We start from the raw sequence: 9,912 nt of genomic DNA, 5'->3' as shown, positions 1-9,912 counted from the left end.
ATTACAGAAATGTGTATTCCGTCAAATGGTGAAATCGTCCCGGTTGACCATGCCTGTCCGGGAGAAATTGTTATTTTAGCTGATGATACTTTGAAACTGAACGACATTCTGGGAAATGAAAAACTCCTGCCTCACAAAACACGGATTGATAATCCCATGCCATTACTTCGGACAACGGTAGAGCCGCAAAAGCCGGAGCAAAGGGAAGCCCTGTTAAATGCCCTCACAGAGATTGCTGATACAGACCCTCTTTTGCATTTTGACATTGATACTGTTACACATGAGATTATATTATCTTTTTTGGGAAAAGTACAGTTAGAAGTTATTTGTTCGCTATTAGAAGAAAAATATCATGTGGGCGTGGCTATGAAAGAGCCTTCGGTTATTTATCTGGAAAGACCGCAAAAAAAAGCGAGCTACACGATTCATATTGAAGTGCCGCCGAATCCGTTTTGGGCATCTATTGGTTTGACTGTAACACCGCTTCCTGTTGGAAGCGGAACACAATATAAAAGCGAGGTATCTCTCGGCTATTTAAACCAAAGTTTTCAAAATGCCGTCATGGAGGGTGTGCGTTATGGAATGGAGCAGGGCTTATATGGCTGGGGAGTGACAGACTGCCAAATTTGTTTTGATTATGGAGTTTATTACAGCCCGGTCAGCACCCCCGCTGATTTTCGTTTTCTTGCGCCTGTCGTGTTGGAGCAGGCATTGAAAAAAGCAGGAACACAACTGTTGGAACCATACCTTTCCTTTACCCTTTTTGCACCGCAGGAATATCTTTCACGGGCTTATAATGACGCACCAAAGTATTGCGCAATCATTGAATCAACCAGACTTGAAAAAGATGAAGTTATTTTTAAGGGGGAAATCCCTGCCCGTTGTATTGGTGAATATAGAAATGATTTGAATTTTTATACAAATGGAAGAAGTGTCTGCATTACAGAATTAAAAGGGTATCAGGAAACTTCCGGCGAGCCTGTGTTTCAGCCACGCCGCCCGAACAGCCGTTTAGACAAGATCCGGCATATGTTTCAGAAGATAATGTAACATCTTGCGCAATGCAAACGTTCATTGCTGGCTATTGCGAAATATCATTGATAAAATCAGCATCAGAGAGGAGGAACCATTTTGAACCAGAAACAGACGGATATTACAACAGGAAAGCAAATACGTCATCTGCGAACACAATCGGGAATGACACAGGAAGAACTGGCTGGGAAATTGAATGTTACCCGGCAGGCGCTATCGAATTGGGAGAGAGATGTTAATGAACCCGATTTAAATACGTTGAAAAAAATTTGTTTTCTTTTTGGAGTCCACATGGACGATTTTGCGAAGGAGGTAATAACAAAAATGGAAACATGTGAAAAAAAGAGAAACGACAATTTAATAAGTATGATATGGCAATTGGACTTTTTTATGGTGTCGGGATATTTCTTGGCATTGGTATTTTCTTTGTTGGCGGTTTTATGACAATGTCGGGTGCAGGGTGGGGAGCATCACTATTTGGCGGTGGCTGTTTTTCTCTTGTATTTGGCTTGATATGCCATGCAGTTATTACATTGAGAAGAAATGACAAATGATGACATATCCTGCTTTCTAGTCTTTTCGGTCATATCGCGTAAAAAAGCCGCTGCTTTTGGCTTTCCAATAGCGGCGGCAAAGGGAAATATCCTTTGAATACCTTACAGAAGAAAAGTTTTGCAGCATTATAAAAATAAAAGCCTATACCATTTTGGAAAGAAAAGATACATAATAGTCAAGACGGCAACAATCAGAAGTTATGGAGGGTAACAATGGAATATAGTAAGGAAGATTTAATGGAAGCAAAAAGGCAAATTTTGGGAGTGGGAGAGAACATGGGAACAGAGGAAAGCAAAAAGATCTGGGAGAAAAACGCACAATTTTGGGATGATGCAATGGGTGACGAATCCAATGAATTTCACAGAGAGGTAGTACGTCCCAAAGTAACGGAACTTCTCTCTCCTGATCCTTCGGATTACATTTTGGATATTGCGTGCGGCAATGGAAATTATTCTTCGTATCTTGCACAGAGAGGCGCTTCGGTCGTCGCTTTTGATTACAGCAAAAAAATGATAGAATTGGCTAAAAGACGGCGATCACAATATGCAAAACAAATTGAGTTTTGCGTAGCGGATGCGACCAATAGAGAAAGCTTATTAGGATTAAAAAGAAATCGAGCCTTTACGAAAGCAGTTTCTAATATGGCAATTATGGATATTACGGATATTGAACCGCTTTTTATGGCTGTTTATGAACTATTGGAGGAAAACGGGATTTTTGTCTTTGCAACGCAGCACCCTTGTTTTATCACATTGACTGAAAAATATATGACACCGCACAGTTACTATGATATAGCGATCGAAGGGCAGCCGGAGGAGCAGATTTATTATCATCGTTCCATACAAGATATTTTTAACCTTTGTTTCAGAGCTGGATTTGTCATTGATGGATTTTATGAAGAATGTTTCAAAAACAATAAAGAAATTCCTATGGTAATGATAGTAAGGCTTAAAAAGGTAAAACGTGATAGCTTAAAATAAATTCAAGTTTGCCGGATAAATAGCAAACCCGGCCGAGCCAGTCAACGGTCAAGATGAACGGGCTTCGCCCGCCGTTGACAGCCCCGCCCGGTTTTGCAGTTAGGCAGTCAAGGAGCGACAGCCTAAAGTGCTGCCGCCCCTTACTATCATAAAAAGCAACTACTAACCAGCCACAGCCCTTTTGGGAGGAAAGGGGGATTTTCCATGACCTGTACAGAAGAATATCGGGAACATATCGAGTACACTTTCCATGCCTTTTGCAAAGTCGTTATCCGAAATGCAACGATCAACGCAGCGAGGACACGGAGCAGGAAGCACAAAAGAGAAATATCCCTTGAATACCTCACAGACGAAAAGCACTACCCTTTAGGCACGACAGATGAATATTTCCAAGCCCCGGAGCCGGACGAGGAATACATACTTACCCTTTGCGGCGATACGGTCATTTTCAGCAGCGGTTTACTTGCGGAAGCCCTGTCACGGCTGGACGAACGGGAGCGGGAAATGATTTACCTGTCCTTTTTCAAGCGTATTCCACAGCACGAAATTGGCAGACAGTACGGGCGCAGCCGCAGCACAGCGGGCTACCATATCCGAAAAGCCCTACGGCAGCTCCAAGCGGAAATGGAGGGAATGGCATATGAGAAATAATAGGCTTCTCCCCTATGAAACAATCGTCCAAGCCGCCAGCGGGGAGCCGGAAGCGGTGGGAACTGTATTGCAGTATTACCGCCGCCGCATACAATGTGCCGCCCGTGTGAATGGACGGGTAGACCAAGATACAGAGGACTACATCACCCAGACGCTTCTCACAGCTATTTTCAAGTTCCGCTTTGGGAGATAGCCCTACCGCCTACAACTGAATAACCGCCGCTTCGCCGGCAACCAGAAAGCAGTAAATCTATTCAACAGATTTGCTGCTTTTTTTCGTTCCTGTTTGGCATTTTTGAAAATCCCCAGTATGAAAAAACAAAAGGGAAAATAGCCGCCGCAGTTGGCAAAATCCCTTACTTATCCGTAGAGGGTATCAAAGAAAAAAATACTGCCATTGTCCGCCTATTCCGGCTTGCGTGGTGTTGTAGGGAATAGAGGGGAAATTCTAAAAATCTCCGTCCATTTTGCTTTGCGTGGTGTTGTAGGTAGTGAAAGGAAAATTTTCAAGATAAGCCGGAATAGCGGGTAGCAAAGCCCTTTTGAAACGTTTTGTTAGCGGAAAGGACGGGAGCCGGGGAACGCCGGAGTTTTTCAGAGCAAGATTCTACCGAGGTGCCAAAATTCGCTCTCCGCTTATTTTTGCCCCTGCGGGAATCTTGTTGGGGAGTGCCTTCCCCAAACCCTGCTATGCGCCCTGTCGGGCGAGAAAGGAGGTCACAGACCATGCGAAAGAAATACAATACGCCCCACCGCCGTCATGTGGTAAAGACCCGCATGACCGATGAAGAATACGCCGACTTCACCGGGCGGCTGGCGGCTTATGAAATCAGCCAGTCCGAGTTTATCCGGCAAGCCATACGGAAAGCGACCATACGCCCCATTGTCACCGTTTCCCCGGTCAATGACGGGCTGCTTGCCGCCCTCTCCAAGCTCACGGCAGAGTACGGGAAAATCGGCGGCAACTTAAACCAGATTGCCCGGAGCCTGAACGAATACGGAAGCCCCTACCGGGGGCTGGAAAAGGAAGTGCGGGGAGCCGCCGCCGACCTTGCCGCCTTGAAGTTTGAAGTCTTGCAGAAAGTAGGTGAAGCCGTTGGCGATACTCAAACATATCAGCTCTAAAAATGCCAACTACGGGGACGCTGAAAAATACCTCACATTCGAGCATGACGAGTTTACCATGAAGCCCACCCTTGACGCAGACGGGCGGCTCATACCGAGGGTAGACTACCGCATATCCTCTCTGAATTGTGGCGGGGAGGATTTTGCCGTTGCCTGTATGCGCTCCAATCTCCGCTACGGCAAGAACCAGAAACGGGAGGACGTAAAGAGCCACCACTACATCATCAGCTTTGACCCACGGGACGGCCCGGACAACGGCTTGACCGTTGATCGGGCGCAGGAGCTGGGCGAGAAGTTCTGCGCCGAGCATTTCCCCGGACACCAGGCCCTTGTCTGCACCCACCCGGACGGACACAGCCACACCGAAAATATCCATGTGCATATCGTCATTAACAGTCTGCGGATTGCGGAGGTTCCCATGCTGCCCCACATGGACAGGCCAGCGGACAGGAAAGCAGGCTGCAAGCACCGCTGTACGGACGCAGCTATGAACTATCTGAAAGCCGAAGTCATGGAGATGTGCCACAGCGAGGGGCTTTACCAGATAGACCTTTTGAACGGCAGCAAAGAACGCATTACCGAGCGTGAGTATTGGGCGCAGAAGAAAGGACAGGCTGCCCTTGACAGAGCCAACGCCCCTATTGCTGCGGACGGTATCGCGCCCCGGCAGACCAAGTTTGAAACGGATAAGGCGAAGCTGCGCCGGACTATCCGGGAAGCCCTTGCCGCTGCTTCCGGCTTTGATGAGTTTGCCGCCCTGCTTCTCCGGCATGGTGTGACCGTCAAGGAGAGCCGGGGGCGGCTAAGTTACCTCACGCCGGACAGGACGAAGCCAATTACCGCCCGGAAGCTGGGGGACGATTTTGACCGGGCTGCTGTCCTCTCCGTTTTGGAGCAGAACGCCGCCAGAGCCGCCGAAAAACCCGCAGCCATAGCGGAATACCCCGGCAGTATCAAAGACCGCTTACGGACGAAAAAAGAAGCGAAAAACGCCCCGAACAATGACGCTGTACAGCGCATGGTAGACATAGCCGCCAAGCGAGCCGAGGGGAAAGGACGGGGCTATGAGAAGTGGGCGACCATGCACAACCTCAAACAGATGTCGGCTACCCTCATGCTCTACCAGCAGTATGGCTTTTCTTCCCCGGACGAGCTGGACGCTGCCATTTCCGCAGCCAACACCGCCACGCAGGAGAGCCTTGCCGGACTGAAAGGGCTGGAAGCCGCTATCCGGGAGAAAAAGGAATTGCAGCGCAACCTTTTGGGCTATATCGGCACGAAGCCCGCCCGTGACGGTCTGAAAGCGCAGAAATCGGAGAAAGCCCGGAGAGCCTACCGGGAACAGCACGAAAGCGATTTTATCATAGCGGACACAGCCGCCCGTTATTTCCGGGAGCATGGAATAACCAAGCTGCCAGCCAGCAAAGCCCTGCAAAGGGAGATTGAGCAGCTTACCGTCCAGAAGAACGCCGGATATAACGACTACCGGGAGAAACGCCAGCGGGCGCAGGAGCTTCAGACAGTCAGACGCAATATCGACCAGATTTTAAGGGGCGCACCGAGCCAGCAGAAAAAGCGTGAACAGGAGCGTTAAAGACCGCCCCGAAATGATACCGAAACCCTACAAAAATACAGGTATGATATGAACCCTTACCGCAATACTCCCCGACTTCCAAACGGGGCTTACAGGGCAGAAAAAGCCCGAAAATGATACCGAGAACATACAGAAAATGCCCCCTATCCCGCTACACCGATAGGAACGGCAGAAAGGAGCTTACCATTGCCGAGAATGAGCAAGAAGCGGCGGCTGGAATGGTCTTTCTTCCTCAACCACCGCAACCGTATCACTTACAACGACCTATGCCGGGGCTGCACCCGTGACTGCAAACAGAGCTTCCGGGCGGTTATCATACTATGCCCTCGCTATTATTCCAAACGCTGGAAAAAGGAGGACGCAGCCTATGGCAGATAACCGCAAATATTACTACCTCAAGCTGAAAGAGAGCTATTTTGACGATGATGCAATCGTTCTGCTGGAAAGTATGCAGGACGGCGTTATCTATTCCAACATTCTCTTGAAGCTGTACTTGAAATCGCTGAAAAACGGCGGGAAATTGCAGCTTGACGAGAATATCCCCTACACCGCCCAGATGATTGCGACCATTACCCGCCAGCAGGTAGGTACCGTAGAGAGAGCTTTGAAAATCTTTATGAAGCTGGGGCTTGTGGAGCCTTTGCCAAGCGGCGCACTCTACATGAGCAACATTGAGCTTTTAATCGGCCAGTCCTCTACCGAGGGGGAGCGCAAGCGCAGGGCGCGGCTGGCTTTGCAGGAACAAAAAGCCCTGCCGCAGACAGGGGCGGACAAATGTCCACCATATCGAGCGGACATTTGTCCACCAGAGATAGAGATAGAGAAAGAGATAGATATAGAAATAGAAAAAGAGAGAGAGTTAGAAACGGGACACCCCGCCCCCGCCGCCTATGGCAGATACCACAATGTCATTCTTTCCGATACGGAGCTTGACGGGCTGAAAACAGAGCTTCCCGGCAAGTGGGAGTATTACATTGACCGCCTATCCTGCCATATCGCTTCCAGCGGGAGGAAATACAAGAGCCATGCAGCCACGATTTTCAAGTGGGCGCAGGAGGACGCAGCCAAGAAAGCCCCGAAAAAGGGCATACCCGATTATACCTGTAAGGAGGGCGAGAGCTTATGACGAATGGATTTGATGAAATGATTTTGAATATGACCGACACCACGCCGGAGCCGGAGGACTACACCGGCGAGGACGGGCTTTTATACTGCGGGAAGTGCCACAAGCCCAAAGAGGGCTATTTCCCCAAAGAAACCGCCGCATGGCTGGGGCGTGACCGCCACCCGGCAGAATGTGACTGCCAGCGGGCAGAGCGTGAGGAACGGGAAGCCGCAGAGAAACAGCGCAGTCACCTTGAAACTGTCGAGCGGTTGAAGCGGCGGGGCTTTACAGACCCGGCTATGCAGGGCTGGACGTTTGAGAACGACAACGGCAAGTGCCCGCAAATGGAACACGCCCATTTCTATGTGGAGAACTGGGAAACCATGAAAGAGCGCAACATTGGCTATCTGCTATGGGGCGGCGTTGGCACAGGCAAGAGCTATTTTGCGGGCTGTATCGCAAATGCCCTTATGGAGCGTGAAATCCCCGTGTGCATGACAAACTTTGCATTGATATTGGGTGACCTTGCCGCCAGCTTTGAGGGCAGGAATGAATATATCTCCCGACTTTGCAGCTTCCCGCTGCTTATCCTTGACGATTTTGGAATGGAACGGGGAACGGAATACGGCTTAGAGCAGGTCTACAACGTGATTGACAGCCGTTACCGCAGCGGCAGGCCGCTGATCGTCACGACTAATCTCACGCTGGAGGACTTGCAGCACCCGGAGGACACCGCCCACGCCCGCATTTATGACCGTCTGATTGAAATGTGTTCTCCTGTCCGCTTTACCGGGAGCAACTTCCGAAAAGCCACGGCGCAGGAGAAAATGGGACAACTGAAAAAGCTGATGAACAGAAAGGAGAGCCGCCTATGACCAACACCCCAAAGAATGACCGCAGCACCCGCCGCCCGGATTGCGTGACGGAAATCCGCATAGGTAATTCTGTCCTTGTCGTTTCCGGCTATTTCAAGCAGGACACCACCGCCACCGCCGCCGATAAAATGCTGAAAGTGCTGGAAGCGGAAGCTGCTACACAAAAATCGGCAATTTGACGGGACGTAAAGAAGCAGAAAGGACTGTACAGCCAGCCCCGGCGTGTGGTATGATAGTCATACGGAATAGTGGGGCTGGCTGTCGGAAATGGAGGACACTATGTTAAGACAGACCACCCGAAACCTTATTACCGCCCTTTATCCGAGATTATCCCACGAGGACGAGCTGCAAGGTGAGAGCAATTCTATTTCAAACCAGAAGCGTATTCTTGAAACCTATGCGAAGCAGAACGGCTTTTCCAATCTGCAATGGTACACAGATGACGGTTATTCTGGGGCGAACTTCCAAAGACCCGGTTTTCAAGCCATGCTTGCGGACATTGAAGCCGGAAAAGTCGGCACCGTTATCGTCAAGGATATGTCACGGTTAGGGCGAAACTATCTGCAAGTGGGAATGTATACGGAAATGATTTTCCCACAGAAAGGCGTCCGCTTTATCGCTATCAATGACGGAGTGGACAGCGCACAGGGCGACAATGATTTTGCCCCTCTGCGGAACATTTTTAACGAATGGCTGGTGAGAGATACGAGCAAGAAAATCAAAGCAGTAAAACGGTCTAAGGGTATGAGCGGGAAGCCCGTCACGAGCAAACCCGTATACGGCTACTTTATGGACGAGGACGAAAATTTTATCATTGACGGGGAAGCCGCCCCTGTTGTGCGGCAGATTTACAGCTTGTGCCTTGCCGGGAACGGGCCGACCAAGATAGCCCGTATGCTCACAGAGCAGGAGATCCCCACGCCGGGAACGCTGGAATACCGTCGGACGGGAAGCACCCGCCGCTACCACCCCGGCTATGAGTGCAAGTGGGCGACCAATACCGTGGTACATATCCTTGAAAACAGGGAGTACACGGGCTGTCTGGTAAACTTCAAGACGGAGAAGCCGTCCTACAAGACCAAGCACAGCGTAGAGAACCCCATTGAGAAACAGGCGATTTTCGAGAACCACCATGAGCCTATCATTGACACCCAGATGTGGGAGCGTGTGCAGGAGTTACGCAAGCAGCGCAAACGCCCGAACCGCTATGATGAAGTGGGCTTATTCTCCGGCATACTCTTTTGTGCCGACTGCGGCAGCGTCCTTTACCAGCAGCGTTACCAGAACGCCACCCGCAAGCAGGATTGTTATATCTGCGGGAGCTACAAGAAGCGTACCCGTGACTGTACGGCGCACTTTATCCGCACCGACCTGTTGACCGCCGGAGTGACCGACAATCTGCGGAAAGTCACCAGCTATGCAGCGAAGCACGAAGCCCGGTTTATGAAGCTGCTGATCGAGCAGAACGAGGACGGGGGCAAGCGCAGGAACGCCGCAAGGAAAAAGGAGCTGGAAGCCGCCGAGAAGCGTATCAGCGAGTTATCCGCTATCTTCAAGCGGCTGTATGAGGACAGCGTGACCGGGCGCATTTCAGACGAGCGTTTCACGGAGCTGTCGGCAGACTATGAAGCCGAGCAGAAAGAACTGAAAGAGAGAGCCGCCGCTATCCGGGCAGAGCTTTCCAAAGCGCAGGAAGCCACGGTAAACGCAGAAAAGTTTATGAATGTTGTCCGCAAGTACACCAGCTTTGAAGAACTTACCCCTACCCTTTTGCGTGAGTTTGTGGAGAAAATCGTTGTGCATGAGTGCAGCTATGACGAGAACGGCACACGCAGACAGGACATTGATATTTATTACTCTTTCGTTGGCAAGGTAGACCTGCCCGAATGACCGCCCGACCTATCCGGCGCAATGCGCAAACGCCGGATAGGAACGGCAAAATTTTTTACACTTCTACTACTTCTTTATCACACATCAGCAAAGTCCCAGGGCATG

Annotated in this window: 11 protein-coding genes and 1 pseudogene; all 12 read left to right on the top strand. The window is 50.1% G+C overall.

Features of this window, described 5'->3' with window-relative positions:
- Window positions 1–1,050 (top strand): annotated as a pseudogene (locus DW922_RS18140) (tetracycline resistance ribosomal protection protein); the annotation flags it as partial.
- Between the two features lie 81 nt (window positions 1,051–1,131).
- Complete coding sequence (locus DW922_RS14625; protein WP_002602098.1) at window positions 1,132–1,476, top strand: helix-turn-helix transcriptional regulator; 345 nt, start codon at window positions 1,132–1,134, stop codon at window positions 1,474–1,476.
- Window positions 1,477–1,799: 323 nt separating this feature from the next.
- A complete protein-coding gene (locus DW922_RS14620) occupies window positions 1,800–2,567 on the top strand; it encodes a class I SAM-dependent methyltransferase (RefSeq protein WP_002602097.1) in 768 nt (255 codons plus the stop codon).
- 204 nt (window positions 2,568–2,771) lie between these two features.
- Window positions 2,772–3,218: a sigma-70 family RNA polymerase sigma factor gene (locus DW922_RS14615; protein ID WP_002602096.1), complete on the top strand. Its 447-nt coding sequence runs from the start codon at window positions 2,772–2,774 to the stop codon at window positions 3,216–3,218.
- Window positions 3,208–3,411, top strand: coding sequence for a helix-turn-helix domain-containing protein (locus tag DW922_RS14610; protein WP_002602095.1), 204 nt, complete (start codon window positions 3,208–3,210; stop codon window positions 3,409–3,411). The genes DW922_RS14615 and DW922_RS14610 overlap by 11 nt, the downstream gene beginning before the upstream one ends.
- Window positions 3,412–3,944: 533 nt before the next feature.
- The gene (locus DW922_RS14605; RefSeq protein ID WP_002602094.1) at window positions 3,945–4,343 is read left to right on the top strand and encodes a plasmid mobilization relaxosome protein MobC; all 399 of its coding nucleotides are present in this window, start codon (window positions 3,945–3,947) and stop codon (window positions 4,341–4,343) included.
- Window positions 4,315–5,937: a relaxase/mobilization nuclease domain-containing protein gene (locus tag DW922_RS14600; protein WP_002602093.1), complete on the top strand. Its 1,623-nt coding sequence runs from the start codon at window positions 4,315–4,317 to the stop codon at window positions 5,935–5,937. Before DW922_RS14605 ends, DW922_RS14600 begins: the two co-directional genes overlap by 29 nt.
- A 186-nt stretch (window positions 5,938–6,123) precedes the next feature.
- Window positions 6,124–6,315 carry a hypothetical protein gene (locus DW922_RS14590; protein ID WP_006058351.1) on the top strand — a complete coding sequence of 64 codons (192 nt, stop codon included), beginning with the start codon at window positions 6,124–6,126 and terminating at the stop codon, window positions 6,313–6,315.
- A complete protein-coding gene (locus DW922_RS14585) occupies window positions 6,305–7,063 on the top strand; it encodes a phage replisome organizer N-terminal domain-containing protein (protein ID WP_002605636.1) in 759 nt (252 codons plus the stop codon). Before DW922_RS14590 ends, DW922_RS14585 begins: the two co-directional genes overlap by 11 nt.
- Complete coding sequence (locus DW922_RS14580; RefSeq protein WP_002605635.1) at window positions 7,060–7,917, top strand: ATP-binding protein; 858 nt, start codon at window positions 7,060–7,062, stop codon at window positions 7,915–7,917. The genes DW922_RS14585 and DW922_RS14580 overlap by 4 nt, the downstream gene beginning before the upstream one ends.
- Window positions 7,914–8,096: a transposon-encoded TnpW family protein gene (locus DW922_RS14575; RefSeq protein WP_002605634.1), complete on the top strand. Its 183-nt coding sequence runs from the start codon at window positions 7,914–7,916 to the stop codon at window positions 8,094–8,096. Before DW922_RS14580 ends, DW922_RS14575 begins: the two co-directional genes overlap by 4 nt.
- 100 nt (window positions 8,097–8,196) lie before the next feature.
- On the top strand, window positions 8,197–9,807 hold the full coding sequence (locus tag DW922_RS14570; RefSeq protein ID WP_002605633.1) for a recombinase family protein: 1,611 nt from the start codon (window positions 8,197–8,199) through the stop codon (window positions 9,805–9,807).
- The last annotated feature ends 105 nt before the right edge of the window (window positions 9,808–9,912 follow it).

It is taken from the genome of Clostridium sp. AM42-4 (genome assembly GCF_003480105.1).
GTDB lineage: Bacteria > Bacillota > Clostridia > Lachnospirales > Lachnospiraceae > Brotaphodocola.
The sequence above is the reverse complement of the archived record's forward strand: the minus strand, read 5'-3'. Positions and strand labels throughout refer to the sequence as shown.